Source organism: Streptococcus sp. W151 (assembly GCF_053010205.1).
In genome coordinates this window covers 586,749-608,056 of sequence record NZ_JBRKNT010000001.1, presented here as the reverse complement: position 1 = coordinate 608,056, position 21,308 = coordinate 586,749, and the positions used below count along the sequence as shown (strand labels likewise).

Annotated in this window: 27 protein-coding genes and 1 pseudogene; 22 read left to right on the top strand and 6 right to left on the bottom strand. The window is 39.5% G+C overall.

What is annotated here, in order from left to right:
- The first annotated feature begins 8 nt into the window (after positions 1–8).
- From ACVC7Q_RS02905 to ACVC7Q_RS02890, 4 genes are all read left to right on the top strand, one after another.
- Positions 9–563 carry a hypothetical protein gene (locus tag ACVC7Q_RS02905; RefSeq protein ID WP_447264769.1) on the top strand — a complete coding sequence of 185 codons (555 nt, stop codon included), beginning with the start codon at positions 9–11 and terminating at the stop codon, positions 561–563.
- 103 nt (positions 564–666) lie between these two features.
- Positions 667–1,077 carry a DUF7668 domain-containing protein gene (locus tag ACVC7Q_RS02900; protein WP_070674183.1) on the top strand — a complete coding sequence of 137 codons (411 nt, stop codon included), beginning with the start codon at positions 667–669 and terminating at the stop codon, positions 1,075–1,077.
- A gap of 12 nt (positions 1,078–1,089) precedes the next feature.
- Positions 1,090–1,527 carry a hypothetical protein gene (locus ACVC7Q_RS02895; RefSeq protein WP_118397918.1) on the top strand — a complete coding sequence of 146 codons (438 nt, stop codon included), beginning with the start codon at positions 1,090–1,092 and terminating at the stop codon, positions 1,525–1,527.
- Between the two features lie 15 nt (positions 1,528–1,542).
- Positions 1,543–1,986 carry a GNAT family N-acetyltransferase gene (locus ACVC7Q_RS02890; protein WP_447264768.1) on the top strand — a complete coding sequence of 148 codons (444 nt, stop codon included), beginning with the start codon at positions 1,543–1,545 and terminating at the stop codon, positions 1,984–1,986.
- 277 nt (positions 1,987–2,263) lie between these two features.
- Here ACVC7Q_RS02890 and ACVC7Q_RS02885 read toward each other — a convergent pair.
- From ACVC7Q_RS02885 to ACVC7Q_RS02870, 4 genes and pseudogenes are all read right to left on the bottom strand, one after another.
- Positions 2,264–2,400, bottom strand: a pseudogene (locus ACVC7Q_RS02885) (CPBP family intramembrane glutamic endopeptidase); the annotation flags it as partial.
- A gap of 123 nt (positions 2,401–2,523) precedes the next feature.
- Entirely contained in the window at positions 2,524–3,237 is a 714-nt protein-coding gene (locus ACVC7Q_RS02880) for an ABC transporter permease (protein ID WP_447264767.1), read from the bottom strand.
- The gene (locus ACVC7Q_RS02875; protein WP_447264766.1) at positions 3,234–4,049 is read right to left on the bottom strand and encodes an ABC transporter ATP-binding protein; all 816 of its coding nucleotides are present in this window, start codon (positions 4,047–4,049) and stop codon (positions 3,234–3,236) included. The genes ACVC7Q_RS02880 and ACVC7Q_RS02875 overlap by 4 nt, the downstream gene beginning before the upstream one ends.
- The gene (locus tag ACVC7Q_RS02870; protein WP_447264765.1) at positions 4,046–4,849 is read right to left on the bottom strand and encodes a MerR family transcriptional regulator; all 804 of its coding nucleotides are present in this window, start codon (positions 4,847–4,849) and stop codon (positions 4,046–4,048) included. Before ACVC7Q_RS02870 ends, ACVC7Q_RS02875 begins: the two co-directional genes overlap by 4 nt.
- A gap of 126 nt (positions 4,850–4,975) precedes the next feature.
- On the opposite strand from ACVC7Q_RS02870, the gene ACVC7Q_RS02865 reads away from it, so the two are divergent.
- The 17 genes from ACVC7Q_RS02865 (at position 4,976) to ACVC7Q_RS02785 (ending at position 20,405) form a co-directional block, all read left to right on the top strand.
- Positions 4,976–5,995, top strand: a complete 1,020-nt coding sequence (locus ACVC7Q_RS02865) for a DNA/RNA non-specific endonuclease (RefSeq protein WP_447264764.1) — start codon at positions 4,976–4,978, stop codon at positions 5,993–5,995.
- A gap of 119 nt (positions 5,996–6,114) precedes the next feature.
- Positions 6,115–6,291, top strand: a complete 177-nt coding sequence (locus ACVC7Q_RS02860; protein ID WP_003017298.1) for a hypothetical protein — start codon at positions 6,115–6,117, stop codon at positions 6,289–6,291.
- Entirely contained in the window at positions 6,291–6,902 is a 612-nt protein-coding gene (locus ACVC7Q_RS02855) for a Fic/DOC family protein (protein WP_447264763.1), read from the top strand. Before ACVC7Q_RS02860 ends, ACVC7Q_RS02855 begins: the two co-directional genes overlap by 1 nt.
- Positions 6,903–7,155: 253 nt before the next feature.
- Entirely contained in the window at positions 7,156–8,904 is a 1,749-nt protein-coding gene (locus tag ACVC7Q_RS02850; RefSeq protein WP_447264762.1) for a glycoside hydrolase family 13 protein, read from the top strand.
- A 107-nt stretch (positions 8,905–9,011) separates the two neighbouring features.
- Complete coding sequence (locus ACVC7Q_RS02845) at positions 9,012–9,530, top strand: RDD family protein (protein WP_447264761.1); 519 nt, start codon at positions 9,012–9,014, stop codon at positions 9,528–9,530.
- Positions 9,531–9,590: 60 nt separating this feature from the next.
- Positions 9,591–10,034, top strand: coding sequence for an NUDIX domain-containing protein (locus tag ACVC7Q_RS02840; protein ID WP_447264760.1), 444 nt, complete (start codon positions 9,591–9,593; stop codon positions 10,032–10,034).
- Between the two features lie 218 nt (positions 10,035–10,252).
- Entirely contained in the window at positions 10,253–11,110 is an 858-nt protein-coding gene (locus tag ACVC7Q_RS02835) for a MerR family transcriptional regulator (protein WP_447264759.1), read from the top strand.
- 154 nt (positions 11,111–11,264) lie between these two features.
- Complete coding sequence (locus ACVC7Q_RS02830) at positions 11,265–11,576, top strand: hypothetical protein (protein WP_447264758.1); 312 nt, start codon at positions 11,265–11,267, stop codon at positions 11,574–11,576.
- A 348-nt stretch (positions 11,577–11,924) separates the two neighbouring features.
- A complete protein-coding gene (locus ACVC7Q_RS02825; RefSeq protein WP_447264757.1) occupies positions 11,925–12,680 on the top strand; it encodes an alpha/beta hydrolase in 756 nt (251 codons plus the stop codon).
- 167 nt (positions 12,681–12,847) lie between these two features.
- Complete coding sequence (locus ACVC7Q_RS02820; RefSeq protein WP_447264756.1) at positions 12,848–13,735, top strand: DUF4300 family protein; 888 nt, start codon at positions 12,848–12,850, stop codon at positions 13,733–13,735.
- A gap of 3 nt (positions 13,736–13,738) precedes the next feature.
- Positions 13,739–14,152 carry a hypothetical protein gene (locus ACVC7Q_RS02815; protein ID WP_447264755.1) on the top strand — a complete coding sequence of 138 codons (414 nt, stop codon included), beginning with the start codon at positions 13,739–13,741 and terminating at the stop codon, positions 14,150–14,152.
- A gap of 67 nt (positions 14,153–14,219) precedes the next feature.
- Complete coding sequence (locus tag ACVC7Q_RS02810) at positions 14,220–15,071, top strand: CbrC family protein (protein ID WP_447264754.1); 852 nt, start codon at positions 14,220–14,222, stop codon at positions 15,069–15,071.
- 61 nt (positions 15,072–15,132) lie between these two features.
- On the top strand, positions 15,133–15,888 hold the full coding sequence (locus ACVC7Q_RS02805; protein WP_447264753.1) for a CPBP family intramembrane glutamic endopeptidase: 756 nt from the start codon (positions 15,133–15,135) through the stop codon (positions 15,886–15,888).
- Positions 15,885–16,640, top strand: a complete 756-nt coding sequence (locus ACVC7Q_RS02800) for a CPBP family intramembrane glutamic endopeptidase (RefSeq protein WP_447264752.1) — start codon at positions 15,885–15,887, stop codon at positions 16,638–16,640. Before ACVC7Q_RS02805 ends, ACVC7Q_RS02800 begins: the two co-directional genes overlap by 4 nt.
- A gap of 158 nt (positions 16,641–16,798) precedes the next feature.
- Positions 16,799–17,458, top strand: a complete 660-nt coding sequence (locus ACVC7Q_RS02795) for an ankyrin repeat domain-containing protein (protein ID WP_447264751.1) — start codon at positions 16,799–16,801, stop codon at positions 17,456–17,458.
- Positions 17,459–17,653: 195 nt separating this feature from the next.
- Entirely contained in the window at positions 17,654–19,162 is a 1,509-nt protein-coding gene (glpK, locus tag ACVC7Q_RS02790; RefSeq protein ID WP_447264750.1) for a glycerol kinase GlpK, read from the top strand.
- A gap of 478 nt (positions 19,163–19,640) precedes the next feature.
- Entirely contained in the window at positions 19,641–20,405 is a 765-nt protein-coding gene (locus tag ACVC7Q_RS02785; RefSeq protein WP_049515143.1) for a (S)-acetoin forming diacetyl reductase, read from the top strand.
- Positions 20,406–20,454: 49 nt separating this feature from the next.
- On the opposite strand, the gene ACVC7Q_RS02780 is transcribed toward ACVC7Q_RS02785, so the two are convergent.
- Positions 20,455–20,874 (bottom strand): SP_0198 family lipoprotein, encoded by a 420-nt coding sequence (locus ACVC7Q_RS02780; RefSeq protein WP_447264749.1) that lies wholly within the window; start codon positions 20,872–20,874, stop codon positions 20,455–20,457.
- On the opposite strand from ACVC7Q_RS02780, the gene ACVC7Q_RS02775 reads away from it, so the two are divergent.
- On the top strand, positions 20,852–21,040 hold the full coding sequence (locus ACVC7Q_RS02775; protein WP_447264748.1) for a hypothetical protein: 189 nt from the start codon (positions 20,852–20,854) through the stop codon (positions 21,038–21,040). The two genes, ACVC7Q_RS02780 and ACVC7Q_RS02775, sit on opposite strands and share 23 nt — an antisense overlap.
- Here the strand turns inward: ACVC7Q_RS02775 and ACVC7Q_RS02770 are convergent.
- Entirely contained in the window at positions 21,033–21,275 is a 243-nt protein-coding gene (locus tag ACVC7Q_RS02770; protein ID WP_021153079.1) for a type B 50S ribosomal protein L31, read from the bottom strand. The genes ACVC7Q_RS02775 and ACVC7Q_RS02770 overlap by 8 nt on opposite strands.
- Positions 21,276–21,308: the final 33 nt, after the last annotated feature.

Sequence of the window (21,308 nt, the reverse complement as noted above, 5' to 3'; positions counted from 1 at the left end):
TTTTAGAGATGAGAAAGATTGATTGGGACAAGATAAAAACTCGCTTAGATACCTTGCTGGTCATTGATGAGTATCTAACAGATCCGAGTGAGGATTGGCTCAGACTTGTGATTAAGACTGAGGAAGACTATGGAGTCCGATACCTTATTGACAATGGCTCTGGTGATTCTTTAGATGTGATTTTGACTGATAAAATGATCCTTATAAAAGGCTTTGATCATGAAAGCAGTTTAAGCCAGTTTGCTGCTGACGAGTGGAATCAAGATATCATCGATAGTTTTTATAAAGGACTGGAGGAAAAGTATGTCTCACTTTATTCAGAAGAACAAAAAGATGAAACAACCTTCTTTATCTGGTATGACGGTCACGCGCATCAACACACTTACCAAGATCAGGATGGCGGAGAATGGTTGCTCTCTTACCTTTTTGATAGCTTTGAGAGATTTCATGAGTTTGTGACTGATTATTATGAAATTACCGTAGATGAAGCCTTGTTAAGTAAACTATACAATCATGGATATCTTTCAGAAGTAGAATTGGAGCAATTAATTCATAATTCCTAGATTAGATAAAAAATCAGGCTTATTCTTATTTGGATAGGCCCTTAAAGCGATGGGATAAGTACATCTCAGTAAACTAATATGTACAGTGAGAAAGGATTTCCCTATGGGATTTTTCGATAGATTTAAAAAGAGAGATGATAGTTATAAAAGAGAAAAAGTTATAGAGGTTATCACAAATATTTTAAAAGATATTCACTTAAAAAATTATGAAGATATAAAGAATTATGTTGACGAATCTGAGATCGACGATTTAAATGAATTCTTTGGATATGTTGAAAAAACACTTGAATTAAATGATTTTGACACGATTGATGAATATGGAGTGGCATGTAATTTCCATCCACCTTATGAGTATTCTCAATTGGAGATTTATGATTATAATGACCATTCTGGGTTTGCCGTTGACTATGAGATGACTTCTAATTCAGAATTAGTGGATATGACCCTTCAATTAGAATTTTTATATACCAAAGATGGCTATAAGGTGAGATTTCTTAATATTGATTCAGATTAGTAAGGAGACCACATGTTAAAATCCAATAAGCTGATTATTTTTTTAATTTCTCTACCCTTTCTGATGGTCCTTGTTTTCTATTCTCTTAGTGAGCATCCTGGATACAGTGATGATGGGAATTTCGTCAGAAATCATGAGACTGCTATTAAGAGTGAGATCATCGCACACTTAGCCCAGGAAAAGCAGGACATAGAATCTGTGACCTTATTGCCAAATACTGCTAGGGGCGAGTATGATAATGGTGGTGATGTGAGTGGACATTACCATATCTATTTTACAGCCTACGTCAATCATAATCGCGAGCGAACGATAAGCGTAGAACTATTCTTCCCAGATGCCAGCATCCCCCCTTTCACCTTGTTTCCTCCCAACCCTTATAAAGACAAGGGCAAAAAGATGTCCAATTGGTTGATGGGGAATATTGAAGTTTCGAAAGAAACCTCTAGATAGAAATAAGGACAAGTCATGATGAATAGAATAGTAGACGAACAGATCACTCTTATTCCTTATTATAGAAATGATGATATTTCCCTTCTTTGGTATCAAGATAGTGAGGTTTGCAAACAAGTGGATAATACTGATCAGATTTACGATCTAACAAAACTTCATAAAATGTATGATTACCTAACTTCACACGGATCTTGCTATTATATCCAATATGAGGGAGTGTTAGTTGGAGATGTGACACTTCAAGATAACTCAGAACTTTCTATAGTGATCAGCAAAGAGTATCAGAATTTACAGATCGGAAGACGATGTATTTCTGAAATGATACAGCTGGCGAAAGAACAAAAAATGGTAAAGGTCTCTGCACAAATATATCCTTTTAATACTCAAAGTCAAAGAATGTTTTTGGCTTTGGGATTTCAGAAAGTAGATGAAGAGTGGTATGAATTTAAGTTGATATAGAACAGTTGTATATTTCCATATATATTAAGAATGTAATCTGCTGTTTATAAAATAATGTTCATGAAAAAGAGATAAAGGGTACCTACTGATCCATGGACAAGAGTTTTGTTCAGAAATCTAAAAATGAAGAGAACACCAACAGATGATATTTTGTTGGTGTTCTCTTTATGTGATTTTACATTCTATCTCGTTTTTTGTTTTCAACAAGTTAGATAGACAGTTTGTAGGAGGACATTCAAACTCAAAATTTTGTACAGTTAATGAAAGCTTTTCCCCATTATAAACTATCCACAGTTCTATTACGTATATGCATTGCAATCGGTGTGATGAGTAGGTATAGCAAGGTCAAAATGAAAAAAAACCGATATCGGCATCCAAAAATACATAAACGATATTAAATCCAAAATGCATGAAAAAAATGACATAGAGTAACCTAGATAAACACCACTAAAAACAGCAAAAGCGACGATATATGAAACAATCTCGTCGCTTTTGCTTTAAAGTAAATGCTGCCATGGAATCATTTCAGGCCCTTAGTTAGATTTTTTGTTTATTCAACAGGAGGATACATGATATTATTGCAATGCAAGATACAAGGATCAGATACCAGAGGTTTTCAAGACTAAAACTATTTTCTAGCATCAATCTGTATCCCCAAGAAGCGGGGAAAAGACGCCCGATTGTTTGGAGAAAATCAGGCAGTAAGGTAATGGGAAACATGATTCCTGAGAGCATAATTGATGGTAAAAAGATTAGTTGTGCTATCATGGTCAGCTTTGCTTGATTATTAACAGTAAGGCCCAGTATACTTCCGATACTCAACGATACAAAAATGTAGATGGCAAGCGCGAGAAAGAATAAGGGAAATTGACTTGGTAGATTTGCTTTAAATAAAATTGGAGCAAGTAGTAGGATGACCATGCAGGTAATCATCAAATGAACAAAGGCAGAGAAAACCATTATCACCAATCCTAAATGAATAGGCACACCATTTGCTTTATAAATCTTTTTTATGTCGCTTCCGTATGTTTCAATCAAGGAAGGCGGTAAACCGAGAAAGGCTCCCATTGAAACACTCATGACAATCATTGACTGTATAAGTGTGCTACCCATTTCAGGCATAACGGAAGTAAAAATACCACCCATGAGAAGAAAGAAAATAAGCGGTACAATATAGTAAGTAACCAAGAGAGACTTACTTCGTATGTCCAATTTCCACTGTAATGTTAGGCTATATAAAAACCCAGTCATTTCAAACCCCTCCTTGCCATTTCGATGAAATGCTGCTCCAGTGTGCCACGATCAACCTTGATATCCAATATCTGGATATTTTTCTGTTTGCATTCTTCCAATAATGAAATCAAGCTATCCTCGATCGTATCTGTTTCATATGTATCCTCCCCTTCCTGTGTTTTTAAATGGATGAAATATTTTCTTCCAAGTTTTTCTGTCAGTTCTGAAGGAGTACCACAAAAAACGATCTTACCACTATTCAAAATGGCAATGCGGTCACATAGGGTTTCAACTTCGGCCATATCGTGGCTTGCCAAGACGATTGTCTTTTCCTGTGATTTGAGCTTTCTGATTTGTTCATGGAGAGATAGTCGTCCTTCAACATCAAGTCCCGCTGTCGGTTCATCGAGAAAAATAATATCTGGATTACTGATAAGTGCAAGAGCAAGATGTAATCTTCTTTTTTGCCCAGTGGATAATTCTATGTATTGCGACTCTACAATTTCTTTTATGCCAAGGGCCTTTAGCATAACATCATCAATGTGTGTATGATTCCATTTTGCAAAGAGTTTTATGGCTTCCATCGGTTTGATGTGAGCGGGTAGAGAGGAGGACTGCAGTTGAATTCCGGTTTTCCCGTTTACAACTACCTTGCCTTCATCATATTTTCTCAGACCTTCGATACATTCAAGCGTTGTTGTTTTACCAGCTCCGTTTACTCCGAGCAGAGCAAATATTTCTCCTTGTTTGATTTGAAAATCGAGGCCTCCAAGAACCAATTTGCTACCATAACTTTTCTTTAATCCAGAAATCTTTATCGCGTCTTTCATGGTTCCACCTCCTCAAAGGGATTTGTTCCAAGCCTTGAAAAATAGACTTGTAGGGCGGGTCCTATATAGTCATTGACGATTTTTTGCTTTTCTTCCCAAGCGTTTGAGGCTGTGTCGATAGTACCAACTTCCATCAACTTTGGAAGCATGCTCATATCACCATTCGTAAACTCCATAATCAAGCCCCAGTATTCTTTCACAACCTGTTGGCTTTGTTCGCTTTCAGCTGGTACGTCTTCTTTTTGAAGCTCTACGATTTGATCACTTAGGCGGTTCAATCTGTCCATAAAGTCAAGTCCGCTTTTCTTGTCAAATCGACTGCGTATCTGGTCGAGTGTATTATCATCAAAGTGCTTAATGAGAGAGTAGGAGTCATTCTTCATCTGTAGATTGACGATGATGTCTGCATACTTTTTAAAATTGACCGTCTGTATTTGTAAAACCTCTGCCTTTAACTGCTCTATTGCGACTAAAGAATCCTTAAGTTGTTCAATATTTTTACGAATAGTATCTGCTTGCTCTGTAAGAACATTGGCAACATCATCAGGTGTTTTCAAAGAGATCAAATGCCCCTTTATATCCTTGAGAGAAAAACCTAATGATTTTAAAGACAATATCTGATGGAGTAGCACTAAGTCTTTATCGGTATAAAGCCTGCGACCTCCCTCACTTTCTGCCGATGGGGAAAGCACCCCTTCTTTATCATAATATTGTAAAGTACGGACGGTAACCCCCATTTTCTTAGCAAGTTCCCCAACTGTCATAAATCCTTCCGGTATTGCTCTGTATTTAGCCATCATTACCCACCTCCTGATACCTATTATACATCGTTACGTAAGGTCATGAACAAGAGTTATTGAAAAAATATTTTTTTGTAACCGTTTTTTCTGCTATAATAATACTAGATAGTAATACGGGAGTTTATTATGGTTACTAAACGGTTTTTGAAAAATATCTTCGTTGGAATAGTCGCGATTTTCATGTCCTTAACCTTTGTTCAAGGAGTTCAAGCTCAGCAAACTGGACTCGATTACCAGAGTCTTCATCTACTGCCTTTTAATGGCAATAAGCAGCTAGTACTGGGGGATTTTGATCATTTGGGTCGTGCGACCTCCGCTCATATTCAGCTGCAGGACAAGGATGAGCCAAATAAAAAAAGAGAGCCACGGCTTACCTACAATCCAGTTGGCTGGCACAATTATAAGATTGCTTATGGAAATAAGGGAAAGAAGGCCTGGTTGTTCCATAGAGGGCATTTGATCGGCTATCAGTTTAGCGGTCTGACCAATGATGGGAAAAATCTGGTTCCTCTAACTGCCTGGACCAATACGGGGAATTATAAAGGGACAGCAGATAGCAATGTGGAGGGCATGCTCTACTACGAGAAACGACTCGATAGCTGGCTATCCACCCACCCCAATTATTGGCTGGACTACAAGGTGACTCCGGTCTATACGGGGGATGAATTAATTCCTCGGCAGGTGACTTTGCAATATGTAGGAATTGATCGAGATGGCAATCTTCTGCCTATCCATCTAAGTAGTCCCAAAGAGTCAGTAGATCCTTATGGGATTACCACCGTTACCTTGGACAACTACTCTAAGAATGCGACCATTGACTATCTGAAGGGGACTGCCAAGCCATCTTTAGTGCCGACAGAACCAAGTAGTCAACCACAACCAGCCAGTCCTTCTGTAGAGACGCAACCAAGTCAAGCCCCTCAACCGAGTCAAGCAGTAGAGCCAGCTCAGCCAGTCCAACCTGTAGAGCCTGCAGAGCCAACTCCTCAACTAGCTCCAGTTGTTTATGTGGCAAGAAATGGGAGTGCGGATGTTTACTGGTATTCTAAAGATAGCATGCCACGAAATACCAATTTTGCGAAAGTAGTTGAAATGTCAGAAGAGCAAGCGTTAAGTCTTGGAAAGCGGCATACAAGTAAGGAATGAGGATCAGTTATTTTGATAATGAGAAAGCCCAATCGCTGGGCTTTTTGTGTAGGGTAAGTTCTAAATTGGAGAACTAAAATGATTGAAAATATGCTATAATAATAGGACGGAGGTAGAATATGACCTTAGATGTAGATAAAGAAAAAATGATGATTATGGGTGTGATTTTTGACAACAAAAAGGTTTTTAAGAGCGTCTGGTTTGCTCTGAGCACCAATATGATTGAAGGATGGCATCCCACGGTAGAAGACGTGGAGCGACTGAGAGAAGAGGCAGTTGCACTAGGAGTTGGATAATGGTCAGAAAAATATATGATGGGTATGATTATATAGACCCTGATAATTTATATACCTATCCCCATTCATCTGTTCTCATAAATAAATTTAATGAGAAAAATGATAATAAAGCACGAGAATTAGAATATCGTTTAGTAGCAAGCCAAAGTTTAAAACTGTTTATTAATCCAATTGAAGTAAATACTGTTTCAGATATTTTAAAGATTCATAAGTTTCTTTTTGAAGGAATGTATACTTGGGCAGGTCAATACCGTCAAGTAAATATCTCTAAAAGTGGAAATGCTTTTATGCCAGTTCAGTCTTTTTATATGGCAGAAAAATTTTTAAATACTTTGCTTTCAAACTATTTACTTAACGCAAATAATAAAATTGAGATTTGTAAAAGTTTAGCTGAGATATTGGATAATCTAAATTATTTTCACCCATTTCGAGAAGGAAATGGTCGTACTCAACGAGAAGTTATCCGTTCTTTAGCTTTGATGAAAGGTTATGAATGTGAAATTTCAATTGGTTTAGATGATGATATCTATCACTTATATATGGATGGAACAGTTTATGGAGATACTAGTAAGCTCGAACAACTGTTCAATAAACTATTAACAGAAATATAGATCTGTAGTATATTTTAGTAGGAAACAGTATAAAGTGATGCTTATAAGGTAAAGTCATTGCTTCAACAAAAATCTTTAAGCCCAATTGTTGGGCTTTTTGTTTTGCAATACAATTATAAAAAGTGAGTAATCTAAAATTATCTCTCAGAATCTTGCAAACGTTTTTATAAAGTAGTATACTAGAAATAGTTTATGGAATCGTTTGCATAAAACGGTAAATGATGAAAAGAGAGTATAGTAGGAGACGAGACAGATGGAATTAACAGCGATTTATCACCGGCCTGAATCGGAGTATGCCTATCTTTATAAGGACGGCCAGCTCCACATTCGCATCCGGACCAAGAAAGAAGATATCAAACGGATTGTCTTGCACTACGGGGATCCTTTTATTTTTATAGAGGGTCTTTATGAGGCATCCAAGGAAATGGATAAAGTGACGACAGACGACCTATTTGATTACTGGCAAGTGTCGGTATCTGTTGGCCATGCTCGGATCCAGTACCTCTTTGAATTAGAAGATACAAAAGGACAGAAGGTCTTGTACGGAGATCGAGGTGTGGCTTCCTATAACAAGGAGAACCTTGAATTCGTCATGAACGGATTTAAGCTTCCTTTTATCCATGAGATTGATGGTTGTGCTGTTCCAGATTGGGCGGCGCAGACGGTTTGGTACCAAATCTTCCCAGAACGCTTTGCCAATGGGAATCCAGCCCTTTCTCCAGAAGGCGTTCGCCCTTGGGATGCATCAATTGCTCCTCAAATATTGGATTTCTTTGGTGGAGATTTACAAGGCATTATTGATCACCTAGATTACTTACAGGAGTTAGGGATTACAGGGCTCTACCTTTGTCCGATTTTTGAATCTCCGAGCAATCACAAGTACGATACCATTGATTATTTTGAAATTGATCGACATTTTGGAGATAAGGAGACCTTCCGCCAGCTAGTGAAAGAGGCCCATGCGCGTGGGATGAAGATTATGCTGGATGCCGTCTTTAACCATATTGGCTATGATTCACCCCAATGGCAGGATGTGGTCAAATACGGGGAGGATTCGATTTACAAGGACTGGTTCCATATTAAAGAGTTCCCTGTCTCCTCAGAAAATCTGTGGAATAGTCGCGACTTGTCTTACCATGCTTTTGCCTTTGCGGGCTTTATGCCTAAGCTCAATACGGCTAATCCTGAGGTGAAGGCCTATCTCTTGAAGGTGGCGACTTACTGGATTGAAGAGTTTGATATCGATGCTTGGCGACTGGATGTGGCTAATGAGATCGACCATCAATTCTGGCGGGATTTCCGTAAGGCGGTCTTAGCCAAGAAACCAGACCTCTATATCCTCGGGGAAATCTGGCATTCGTCCCAACCTTGGCTCAAGGGCGATGAGTTCCATGCGGTGATGAACTATCCCCTCTCTGAAAGTATCAAGGATTATTTCCTGCGGGGGCATAAGGAAACCCAGCGCTTTATTTGGGAGATCAATAGCCAGTCTATGTACTACAGGCAGCAGATCTCTGAGGTCATGTTTAATCTCTTGGACTCGCATGATACAGAGCGTATCCTGACGACGGCTAAAGGGGATCTCCAATCCGTCAAGTCTGCTCTTGCCTTCCTCTATCTGCAACGCGGGACGCCATGTATCTATTATGGAACGGAGCTAGCTCTCATCGGTGGCCCCGACCCAGATTGCCGCCGTGTCATGCCTTGGGAGCGCGTATCTACAGATAATGACATGCTGAACTTTATGAAGGACTTAATCCAGCTCCGAAAAGAAGTAGCTGAGTTGATCCAACATGGTAAAGTGAGTCTAGCAGAGGTTGAGCCGGATGTGGTGGCAGTAGAATGGCAGCATGAAGGTGACATGCTCAAAGCCTACTTTAACCAGTCGAAGAAAGACGTTGTCTTAGAAAGAGGACAGGCAAATCTGATGAGTCTTGGAAGCATTTCCGATGATCGCTTGATCATTCAGCCAAATGGCTTTGTCATCTATAGAGAAAATTAGCAAGAAAGAAGACTGAAATTGAAATATTTCAGTCTTCTTTTTATAAATGGTTGGTTTATGGTTATCAGTATAGTATAATAGTAGCAAATGAGAAGGAGGGGACGGTGATGAAGATGTTAGCAATCAATCCTATTTCGCTTAAAAAAAGAGTGATGGAATTTCTATTCGATTATCTTTTCATTCTAACTTATTTAGTTTTTCTGTTTATAGTTTCTATGCTTATTTACATCATTTTTTTTAATGGTGTCCCAGAGTTTACAGAAATTCAGTCGCAGTGGCTTGTATTTTTAACCTCTATTTTGCCAATCACCCTCCTGTTCACATACTTGGATTATGCAAAAAATGGGAGTTTTGGGAAGGTAAAAGCAGGACTTGAACTGGTCTACCAGAAAAAAACAGTGCAAGCTAGCTTGATTAGAAACGTCATCAAATTTTTACCTTGGCAACTCGGTCATATGGGCACAATTCATGGCTTCTATAGTAATTTTGATGGATTATCCATTACCCTCTCTATTTCGGCGACTCTCCTCGCAGTTTTGCTACTGACAATGACGATATTTAGAAAAGATAAGAGGCATCTTGGAGACCTGCTAGCCCATACGCAAGTGCAACTAAAAGAAGAATAGGGTAGAGATTGTTTATCCTATCCTTAAAGAAAAAGACAAACATAGTTAGGAAGTATCTGTATGAATGAGATCGTTGAGTTTACAAATCTTTGTATGGTAAGTGACGGCGATAGAGTTCTTGTTATTGATCGTAAAAAAGAGGACTGGCCAGGCATAACCTTTCCTGGTGGTCATGTCGAAGCGGGAGAATCATTTACGGAAGCAGTCATCCGTGAAGTGAAGGAAGAAACTGGCTTAAGGATTGCTTCTCCCCAGATTTGTGGAATGAAAGATTGGGTAGAAGACGGCATTCGTTATGTAGTTCTCTTTTATAAGACAGAAAAGTTTGAAGGAGACTTAATATCCTCTGAAGTGGGGGAAGTCTGGTGGGAGGACCTGAAAGAATTGCCAAACAGAGATCTTTCATTAGATATGGAAGACATGCTTCGTATATTCCTTGAAGAAGACCTGTCTGAATTTTTCTACTACCAAGATGGAGAAGACTGGAAGTACGATTTAAAGTAAAATTGAACGCTGATTCTGAAAAAAATAACCTGATATTTTTTTTAGCAGTTAACCAGATGGTTGGCTGTTTTTCTTTGTTATGACTGATTTATTCGTGGAACCTTGTTATAATAGGAGATGAAAGTGATTAGAAAAATGATCGTCTTCTGTTTATAAGGTAAAGGTTGACATGCCCCTTGGGGGCAGGAGTATCATATAGATAAAGGGGGTGCAAGATCATGTTAAGAAATGATATTCAAAAAATAACAGGTTTAACTCGAAAAGCACTAGAATACTATGAAGAAAAAGGTTTTATTCATCCTCGAAGACTAGAAAATGGGTATAGGGAATATTCGGAAAAGGATGTAGAGATTCTGAATAAGATTGCTTTGTTTAAAAAATTAGGGCTAACCGTAACAGAAATAAAGGACTGTCTGAAGACAGATGGGGCTACTGCATCTAGTATTCTCAGAAGAAAAGAGCAAGAACTAGAAAGTGACGAGAAACGGAAAGTAGTGTTCGATCTCTATATCAAAGGTGCAGACACGGATCTAATCAATGAGAAACTTGCGGTCATCGAAGCTGAGGACTCCATTTATAAGAGACTAGAAAGAGCATTTCCAGGATACTTAGGTCAATGCTTATTTACTGCCTATCAACCTTTTTTACAAGAGCCCTTGTCAAAAGATGGAGAAGAAGCATTTAAGAAGTATATTCAATATTTAGATAGCCTTCCAACCTTTGAGCTAAGCAGAGAAGAACAGGATTATGTTGCTGGACTGAGTTCTAGTTTTAATATGAAGACCTTAAAAGAGGTTAATGAAGCTAAGATAGCTGCGGTAGAAAGTTATGAAAAGTGGCATAATGAAAATAAGGACACAATTTCTATTTATGATCGCTATTTGAACAGTGATGATTACAAAACAAGTCCAATGAAAAATATTCAAGATCAACTGAAAACATTTTTGATGGACCATCACTACTATGAAGTAGCTATCCCTCTGATTAGACAATTTAGTAAGAGTTACGATCATTATTATAAAAAACTAACTGAGGCAAGTGACTATTACTTAAAGCAAAAGGGAGATACTCCATAGAAAGTCGGAAATCAATATACTTCATAAGATTTAACTATTTAAAATATAGAGCGAGGGATAACTTGCCCTTGCTCTATTTTTCGGTTCCTATAGTTGTACTTTATCCTACATAGGTGTATAATGTGTCCTTAGATAAACAAATGAGGAATTTACTATGGAATTAAAAGATTTTACAGAAAAAGAACAAGAACAAATCAAGCAAGGATTGAGTACAGCTGAGATTTCTGATAAAGAAGCAGCGAAGAAGTTGCTTGCTCTTGTGCCGCAAGAATGGATCCAGCGTATTCCATTCTTTGTCAGAGGGCATGCGACAACAAAGACCATCGAGCGTGTAGCCATGCGCTATCCTGGACTCTATGCTGTGGCCAAGCGCCAAGGAGAACTTCCTGAAAAAGAACGAGAAGAATTGCGTGTCATTATGACGGAAGTCTTTGAAGAAAAGATGAACAAACACAATATTAAATAAGATTCATTATTCATTGAAGAGCTGGACAGTCTGCCAGCTCTTTTTATTGTTATTTTGTTAAAAATAGTTGGACTTGACTTGAATTTAAACTATAATATAAGAGAAGGAGACTAGGTATCCATCCGCAATGTCTAGTAAGCTCTGTTTCATATGCTGTAGATTATTTAAGGTCCTCAAGCTATGAACCGACATAAAAATTAAACTATCATATGTGTGCAAGAGTTACTCTCCACCAATAAGTGAAAATATACTTGGATATAACTGGATCATGCGAGTCAGATAGTTACCTCCATTGCAGTTTTCTTATAGAGAATAGAATGATTTAGGAAGGTATAATAGGGTCCTGATATGAAAATGCTTGATGTGAATTCTGAAAAGAATAAGGTCGTATTGTTAGTCCATCCAATGCTATCCTCTGCCCAAGGAATGAAACAGTTGTTATCAGACCAGATGGGAAATGAATACAGGTATTTGATTCCAGATTTATCCGCACACGGTGAAGCAGCTACTATTCCATATCTATCTGCAAAAAGGGAAAGTGAGTACATTTATGAGTATTTAAAAACTCATCAAATTGATGAGTTGGATCTAGCTTTTGGTGCTTCTTTAGGTGCTGTGGTTTTACTTCAATTGTTGAATTACAAGGACATTAAAATCCATAAAGCCGTGTTTGAAGGTTGTAGTGTCTGGCAAGCTTCGAGGCTCCATGAAGTATTTACAAGGAAATTCTTTATCTATAAGCATCGGAGGGCCATCAAGAATAGAAGTTTAGCGGTCAAAAAAATAGTTGCACTTTATGGTGAAACGGCAGAAGTAATGGCTGATAACTTGATAGCTATGGATGAGGATAGTATCAGACATATTTGTCATGATTGTGCATTTGTTGAATTACCGAGTCTATCAAAAGAGGAACAGTTGAACTGCACTTTCTCATATGGATCGAAAGAATTTGATCTGATTGGCGCTAGAAGGATTTTACCAGAGAAATATCCTTTTGCAAAAATGAAGATTTGGAATGGATACCAACATTGCACCAAACTAACATCAGACCCACTCGCCTATGGTGATATGTTAAAAAATGAGATGATAACAAACAGAATTTAAGGAAAGCTAGTGGCTAACTGTGAAAGTAGAATTCCTACTATAGGCAAGATGCTAAGAAATCTAAAAAGTATCTGACAGAGAGCCTTACTGTGCAAAGGTTACTAACTTTCTATTTAAGAATATCATCCAAACACGAATGATCAAAATGATTTAAAAAGGAACCAATAATGAAACAATTAAAAAAAACAATGCTCATTACTAGCTGTGCCTTGGCGATCTTTGCTTTAGCGGCTTGTGGGACCAACCAAAAGCAATCCAAGGAAAAGCAGGGAAGCTCCACTGTTCAGCAGTCCAGTTCAGACAAGGAGCACTACAAGGGAACATACAGCAACCTCAATAGCAAGGAAAGTGTCGAAGAAGTGCGGGCTCTCTTGTCTGCTTATTTGGATCAGGAAAGTGTAGACAAGTTTCTTGGTCTAGTAACGGACTATGATAGCATTGTTGGCTCTGTTGGCTTGACGGGTGACTTCAGCAAGTTCAAGAAAACAGACTACAATGTCGAGAAGATCAGTGACTTGTGGACCAAGCAGAAGGGCGATTTCGTCGGGACCAACTGCCGGATCAATAGTTATACCTTGCTGAAGAATCGCATCGGGATTCCTAAGATGAAAGCGGATAGTGAACTCTTGTTCGTGGACAATGATGCCATTGACAAAGGGAAGATCTTCGATGAGGCAGACAAGGAAGCTTTTAACATTCTGTATTCACGGGTTCCGACAGAGGCGACAACGGATGTCAAAGTCCATGCCAAGAAGATGGAAGAGTATTTTTCTCACTTCAAGTTCAATGAAAATGCCCGCATGCTTTCTGTCATCGTTCATGATAACCTAGATGGCAACACGCTTTTTGTCGGGCACGTCGGTGTCTTGGTTCCTGCAAAGGACGGCTATCTCTTTGTTGAAAAGCTAACCTTTGAAGAGCCTTACCAAGCCATCAAATTTGCGACCAAGGAAGATGTCTACAAATACTTGGAGACCAAATACCAAGATTACACCGGTGAAGGTCTAGCTAAGCCCTTTATCATGGACAATGAAAAATGGATTGAGATGAAGTAGAGAATGAAGGACATTGTGATAGCATTTAGAAAGATAATAGAGTATGCTCCGATTCTTTATGCGCTAGTTTTCTTGCTCTTTTTCAGTCTTCTCCTTTTCCTGAGAAGAGGGGCAATCGTGAGACGTAGCGGCGGTCCCTTCTTTGCTCCATTTCATATTAGCTATGGCTTCTTCTATATTCATGTGTCTCTGTGTTTCAGCCGTCGCAGGATACCACTGAAAGAAATCAAGCAAATCACGTACGCAATTTTTCGTGGTCGCGCTGGTGGTGGGAGTCGCTATGCTTTCTATATCGAACTCAGAAATGGAAAGACCATTCCCTTCTTTTTTGGTAAAAGTAAACAGAATGAACTGTTGGTTGAAAAACTCAAGCGAAATGCAGGCAGGTATGGGTTTAAAGTACATTTTCAACGCTAGAATACAATCACCTGAAGGAAACAAAACTAGGATTTGATTCTCTGTAAAAACGAAAGTGAGCAATTCTATGAACGATTCTATGAAAGAATATATCCACTTAAAAAAGCAGTTCCAAGCGCAGGATAAGGATTCATCCAGCGTGCTGGCTTTCTATGAATTTGCGGATCGGCTGACCTTACTGGAAACTCCAGAAGCTAAGCGAGTCTTGGTGGATGTTTACCAAGAGTTGGGATTATATGCCAGTGCCTTTGCTCTCTTCTCAGAGCTAGTAGACAAGTCTGATCGCAAGCAAGTTAAGAAACTTTTCACCTTAGAAAAGATGAGTCTAAGTCATGGAGATCGCTTTGCGCTCCCTCGTCCCTTGACCGAAAAAGAAAAAGAGGCACATAAGGAGAAAGTCAGTGAATTGCCAACCTTCCGCTATTATCCAGATCCACTAGCGACGGGTTCCTTTAAGGAAGGGGAGCCTAAGATCTGCCCTTCGTGTGGGGAAGACCACACCATCTATTATGCTCTGAGACCTTATTGTGTAGAAGAGCTAAGACATCTCTGTCCAACTTGTATTTCTACTGGTCGTGCTGCCCAAAAGTTTGAAGCAGAGTTTATCCAAGATGCTGATTGGCAAGGGGTCATGGATAAGGAAAAAGACCAGATCCTCTTCTGTCAAACTCCTGGCTATAGTAGCTGGCAGGGCGAATATTGGCTCTCTTGTTGCCAAGACTACTGTGCCTATCTGGGGACAGTTGGCACTCGTGAACTGGAAGAAATGGGCATTGCTGAGCAAGTTTTGGAAGAATATGAGGCACGTGATGAATTTCAGGATGTGGCTGAATACTTAGTCAAGGATGGTTCTATGTGTGGCTATCTCTTTCGATGTCTCCATTGTGGACAATACCATCTGTGGGTCGATGCGGATTAGAGGGAAGCTCCAAATCTAATAGAGTCATGAACTAGATGAAAGAATAGAAAAGGAATTACGAATGAGTAGAAAGCAAGCCCTATCTATGTATTTGTCAGGGACCTTTGGTCAAGTATTAGGAGTCAGCCTTCTGGTTTGGTTTTTAAGAACGGGAGGAGTGAAGGTTGATTTTACATCACCAATGGGGATCATCACTATGATTGTAGGTGGGTTGTCATCAGCTTTGTGGGGCAGTCTTGCAAGCATTAGTTACCATCAATCTAGTTTTAAACAACTTCTCAAAGATTTTTTTCAAGTCAAAGACAGTTTAGCAAATTATTGTTTGGTGCTTGTTTTCTTGTTGCTCGAGTTTTTCCCTTTTAGCTTTGGTGGTAAGATCACCACTCAATCGTTGGTCTTGCCAGTGGTGCTCTTTTTCAAGGCCCTTCTTTTTGGTGGGATTGAAGAAATTGGCTGGCGTTATTTCTTTCAACCAACTTTGGAGGAAAAAAGATCTTATCTTTCAGCTACTTTGATTACCTTTTTAGCCTGGTCTAGCTGGCATCTTTTTTACTTTTACATTGATGGTTCTTTAGGTGTCATTCAGTTACTCCCTTTTCTTGTAGGGCTATTCATCAACTGTTTTATCTTATCGGCCTTGTATCATAAAACGCAAAATTTATGGATCTGTGTCATGACTCATGCCTGTATTAATTCCTTGTCTCAGATTCTAGTGAATGAAGATGGATGGCTATCTCTAGTCAGTAAAATTCTTATTATTAGTTTAGCAATCATGATTGCAAGAAAGAAGTATATAACTCTAAAGGAGGAAAAATGAGCAAATTTATTTCAAAACAATCAGTCTCTATCTGGTATGCACTGACAGCCCTCCTTGCTACTTTTCTAGTAGGGCAAGTTATCCTTTGGTTTTTCCCAGATAGGAGTAGTATGGGGGCCTCACTCCTGTTTATCCTAATGAACTTGATTCCCATGATAACGGCTCTTTGCTTTTCCATCGGCTTAGGTGAAACTAAATCCCTGGGAGAATTTTTCAAAAAGGTCTTTCTTCAAAAAGAAAGTTCCCTGGCCTGGATCCTAGCTTTCTTCATTCCAGTTATCTATTATGGGATCTCCATCCTGCTCATGAATGTTCGCTTTACTGGAAACTCCCTCTTGGCCTTCTTCCTCTATTTCCTCTGGACATTTTTATATGGAGGTCTGGAAGAAGTCGGTTGGCGTTGGTTTTTACAAGATCATCTTTCCTTTAGCAAGCACTTTATATCTAAAATGATGGTTCTTTCCATTGTCTGGTTCCTCTGGCATATTCCTATCTATCAACTCCCTTGGATTACAGCAGGTTCGTCCAACTATCTCATCTTTTACTTGATGATTTTAGGGAATACTTTCCTATTTGGAGCTCTCAAGGAGTACTCGAATGGAGCTGTTCCTTGTATCCTCGCTCATATGCTGATCGATAGTCTAGCTGTTCTCATGCTGGTTCAGAGTTCTATTACTCAGATTATCCTTCTGGTTATTTTCGAAATCCTATTATCCTCTTGGCTAGTGGCTATACGAAAATCAGAAAAATAGAGTTTAACCTCTTTCTGTGAGAGTTTGTCTTATTTTTCCTTTAGGACTTCAATGTAGAGTCCATAAAATGGTATAATCAGTTTAACGAATAAACTAGAGGTAGGACCACAGTTTTAACACAGTCTGATATTTATTTACTAGGTAAGAGGGGAAAGACCATGCAAAAAACCTTTCAGTTATTGCGAAGAGGAGATATAGAGGGAATCCGTCAGATATTGGATAAAAAGCCTGAAGAAGTCAATGCTGTTTCGGGTGACAAACCTAAAAGAGATCAAGGCCAATCCCTTCTTCAAGTCGCTATTAAATCGGGACATTTAGATATTGCGGACTTACTCATTGATAGAGGGGCAGATATTAACTTTATTGAAGAACCTACAGAGCTGAATCCATTTTGTCAACCGGTCATCCAAACTGCCGGTGGAAGAGCTGTATTTGACTGCAGGCGCATGATCAAACGTTGGAATGGTCAATATGAGATGTATTCGTCTAAGGAAAAGGCTGACCAATCCTTCAAGGTTTTTAAAAAAATGTTAGAACTTGGAGCAGATATCTCTCAGAAGGATAGTCATGGCGGAACTTTATTGCAAACTATTTTAATAGAAACCAAGGAAGTTCTGCCCTCTTATTATTGGAAAACAAAAGAAACGAGCGATAATGTCCTCATTACGGATGAATTACGTCATGACTTAAATCGTATTTATGATCTCCTGATTCGTTACGGTGTGACATCGGAAGAGATTTCTGCCTATCATAAGATTCCTCTCAAAGAACTTTACCAGGACAGTCCGACCATGGAGTTCTTAAATCGGTTAGATTAGAGCAGATCTTGATAAGCATTTGAAATACTCGGAAGAGCCTTAGGGCTCTTTTAATTTGATCTGATAGAGTTGGAAGCAGAAGGAAAATTTAGACTGTAATTTATTAAAAAAATGGATACAAATCCTAGATGAAATAGAGTATACTAGTTTATGAAAGAACAAGATGTTTAAATACCTAACTTAGGAGGACAGTTTATGTCACCAGAAACCTATATCATGGCGATTGACCAGGGAACCACTAGTTCACGGGCCATCATTTTTAACAAAAAAGGAGAGCAAGTTAGCTCTAGTCAAAAGGAGTTCACTCAGATTTTTCCGCAGGCTGGTTGGGTGGAGCACAATGCCAATGAGATTTGGAACTCTGTTCAGTCGGTGATCGCTGAAGTCTTTATTGAAAGTGGTATCAAGCCCAATCAAATCGAGGCGATCGGCATTACCAATCAACGGGAAACGACAGTTGTTTGGGATAAGAATACGGGTCTTCCTATTTACAATGCTATTGTCTGGCAATCACGGCAAACTGCTCCACTGGCTGAAGAGCTCAAAAACCAAGGCTATGTAGAAACCTTCCACCAAAAGACAGGTTTGGTCATCGATGCTTACTTTTCAGCAACTAAAGTTCGTTGGATTTTGGATCATGTTAAAGGAGCACAAGAGCGTGCGGAAAAAGGAGAATTGCTCTTTGGGACCATTGATACTTGGCTGGTCTGGAAGTTGACGGATGGAGCAGCCCACGTGACAGACTATTCCAATGCTGCCCGTACCATGCTCTACAATATCAAGGAACTGAAATGGGATGATGAGATTTTGGAAATTCTCAACATTCCTAAAGCCATGCTTCCTGAAGTGCGTTCAAACTCTGAAATCTATGGCAAGACAGCTCCTTTCCATTTCTACGGTGGACAAGTGCCGATTGCGGGGATGGCAGGAGACCAGCAAGCCGCCCTCTTTGGCCAATTGGCTTTTGAACCTGGTATGGTTAAAAATACCTATGGGACTGGATCCTTCATCATTATGAATACGGGTGAAGAGATGCAGTTATCGGAAAATAACTTGCTGACGACGATTGGATATGGGATCAATGGCAAGGTCTACTATGCACTAGAAGGTTCTATCTTTATCGCTGGAAGTGCTATTCAATGGCTTCGTGATGGCCTGCGTATGATAGATAATTCACCTGAATCGGAAGCCTATGCTCTGAAGTCCCAGAACCAGGATGAAATCTATGTGGTCCCTGCCTTTACGGGTCTTGGAGCCCCATACTGGAATCAAGAGGCGCGTGGTTCTGTCTTTGGACTTACCCGGGGAACGACTAAGGAAGACTTTATCAAAGCAACCCTTCAATCCATTGCCTACCAAGTTCGCGATATCATCGACACTATGCAGGTAGATGCCAAAACTCCTATCCCTGTCCTAAAAGTAGACGGAGGAGCAGCGAAAAATGATTACTTAATGCAGTTTCAGGCAGATATTCTTGGAATTGCGATTGCTCGTGCCAAAAACTTGGAGACGACGGCTTTAGGAGCAGCCTTCCTAGCAGGTCTGACAGTAGGCTATTGGAAGGACTTAGATGAATTAAAAACTCTTCATGGAGCAGCTCAAATCTTTGAACCCAAGATGGATGAAGCTCGCAAAGAGAAATTGTACAAGGGATGGAAGAAAGCAGTCAAAGCCACTCAAGTATTTGCAGAGTCTAATGACTAAAGGGACTCATCAAATGAATAGTTTATTAGCAGAGGCTGGGACAAAAGTCCTAGCCTCTCTTTGGATTGTCGAGCAAGACGCAGTGGTTGAGTGGGCTCTACTACGCTGATTTCATCAGCTTTTACAGCCCTACTCAACTGTGCGGAGGTGGGACGACGAAATCGAATTCTAACGAATTACCGATTTCTGTCCCACTCTCTTTTTATGTAGCTTTTACAGAATAGAATAGTGATCCGCTGTGGGTAAAAGCTATACTCTATCTCATGGTTTAGTTCATTTATCACTAAATAAAAATATCATATAAATAAACTTTTTTTAAAAAATAACAGGCCAGAGTTTGACACTTTTTTCACAAAGGAGTATACTGTTAGCATAGTTTTGGAAGGAACTGATGATAGATTCACCCAAAACTAGTTGTCAACCCTTGCTGTTCTTCTATGAACGTTTGCTGGTATCGTTGATACCAAGGAGGAATCATATGTCTAAAGTAGCTATTGTCACAGGTGCTGGTCAAGGAATCGGTTTTGCAATCGCAAAACGTTTGGTGCAAGATGGCTTCAAGGTCGGAGTATTGGACTACAATGCTGAAACAGCTGAAAAAGCAGTTGCTGAGTTATCAGCAGATCATGCTTTTGCAGTCGTAGCTGATGTGTCTAAACAAGAAGAAGTGGCTGCAGCTTTCCAAAAGGTTGTTGACCATTTTGGAGATTTGAATGTTGTCGTAAACAATGCAGGTGTTGCGCCAACTACACCACTTGATACAATTACTGAAGAACAATTTACACGTACATTTGCTATTAATGTTGGTGGTGTAATTTGGGGTGCACAAGCGGCTCAAGCTCAGTTCAAAGCACTAGGTCATGGCGGAAAAATCATCAATGCAACTTCACAAGCAGGTGTTGTAGGTAACCCTAACTTGACTGTCTATGGTGGTACTAAATTTGCAGTTCGTGGGATTACGCAAACTTTGGCACGTGACTTGGCTGATTCAGGAATCACTGTCAATGCGTATGCACCAGGTATCGTTAAGACTCCAATGATGTTTGACATTGCTCATGAAGTAGGTAAGAACGCGGGCAAAGACGACGAATGGGGTATGCAAACATTCGCTAAAGATATCACTTTGAAACGTCTTTCAGAACCAGAAGATGTAGCAGCAGCGGTCAGCTTCCTTGCTGGACCTGATTCAAACTACATCACAGGACAAACCATTATCGTAGATGGTGGGATGCAGTTCCATTAAGATAATAAATAGAGGTTAGGATCAATATCCTAACCTCTTATTTTTTATGCTATTTCGTTAATACAATGGTATCAGAAGGATCGCGATCGTCATCTTCAATAATGAGTTGGTTACCTTCTAGTTTGTAATATTTGAGATCATCCCCCACATTGAGAGTATGATTGTCGGCGTGAACGGTTACAGGCTTGCTTTCTTTCTCGCCATCCCTTTCAACCTCTTCCCATGTGCCCGTCGTACCAGAGAGGATCAGAGTGATCTGATCATTTTCATCAGTTCCTTTGTATGTACCGTCTAGATTTTCAGCTTGGCTAGCCGTTTGTGAACCTTTAGAGCTTGAAGTGCTCGAAGAAACCTGGTGTGAACTAGCAGAGTTTGCAGGTGTTTGAGCTGTCTGGTTCGAGCAGGCTGCTAAAAGACCAAGAACTGCCAGTGAGGCAAGAGAAAGTGTGAATTTATTGGACAATATCATCGGCTTGTCTCCTTTCTTTGATAATCCAAGTATAGCAGAGGATAGAGGAGAAGACAATGAAAATGATTTTTCAGAAAAGGGAGAAAGTGTTCCTTATATGTTCATCTTTTTAGATCAAAAAAACCACTCCCGAAAGGGAAGTGGTTCTGTGTTGGTTCTTATTTGAGACCGTATTTTTTGTTGAAACGATCCACACGTCCATCTGCTTGAGTGAACTTTTGACGTCCAGTGTAGAATGGGTGTGAGTCTGATGAAATTTCAACACGGATCAATGGATAAGTTTCACCTTCGAATTCAACTGTTTCGCTAGAGTACTTAGTTGAACCGCTGACGAACTTGTAACCAGTAGTAGTGTCCATGAAGACAACAGGGCGATATTCTGGATGGATATCTTTTTTCATTTTGCAATATTTCCTTTCTGCCATGGTCTCTTT